This is a genomic window from Alcaligenes nematophilus, from assembly GCF_026344155.1.
GTDB classification, from domain to species: domain Bacteria; phylum Pseudomonadota; class Gammaproteobacteria; order Burkholderiales; family Burkholderiaceae_B; genus Alcaligenes; species Alcaligenes phenolicus.
The window spans coordinates 1-650 of record NZ_JAPKMZ010000017.1 but is presented as its reverse complement, the minus strand read 5'-3'; the positions used below and the strand labels follow the sequence as shown (position 1 = coordinate 650).

The 650-nt window shown below is 55.1% G+C and carries 1 protein-coding gene; it reads right to left on the bottom strand.

Annotation, left to right across the window (positions count from 1 at the left end):
- Nucleotides 1–14: 14 nt before the first annotated feature.
- Nucleotides 15–650 (bottom strand): transposase (locus tag OSH04_RS19660; RefSeq protein WP_266109105.1); only part of this gene is annotated, 636 nt, incomplete at its 5' end.

Here is a 650-nt window from a genome sequence, read left to right as displayed (position 1 = left end):
TTCTATGGTTTGGGTCAAGCTGTTTTAGGCGATAGTTTGGACGGGTCAAAGGCTTGTCCGCTTTTCCACACGGCATATGCAATGCGCAGCAACTTACGAGCCAGAATCACAATCGATTCTGTGCCCGCCAGGCCTCGGGCACGATACGCTTCATACAACGGTTTACATGCTGCACTGCGGCAGGCCGACATCGCAGCCAAATACAGTTGTCGGCGTAGCAGAGCCGGCCCACGCTTGCTGATACGACGACGGCCTCGCTTGGCCCCTGAGTCGTTGGGTCGGGGATCGAGCCCGCTATACGCGACTAAGGCATCCGCATTAGCAAAGGGAATACGATTGAGCAGTTCGGTCAACAAGGCCGCTGTCTGTTGACCGATGCCGCTCACACTACGCAGGCGCTGATATCCCCGTTCGAGCTGCGGGTCGTTCGCAATCAAATGCTGTATTTGTTGATCCATTGAGGCCAGCACAACATCAAATCCATGTTGCAACGCTTGGGTATCGACACCTGATAGATCCACGTCGGTAAAGGCCTGGCGTAAAGCGCTCTGGTGAGTGATCACTTGAGCGCGACGAGATAACAGTTGACGCAACTGTTGTTGCTCGGGGGTGAGCGGTTGCCAAGCTTGCAGGCTGGATTGATGCTCTTG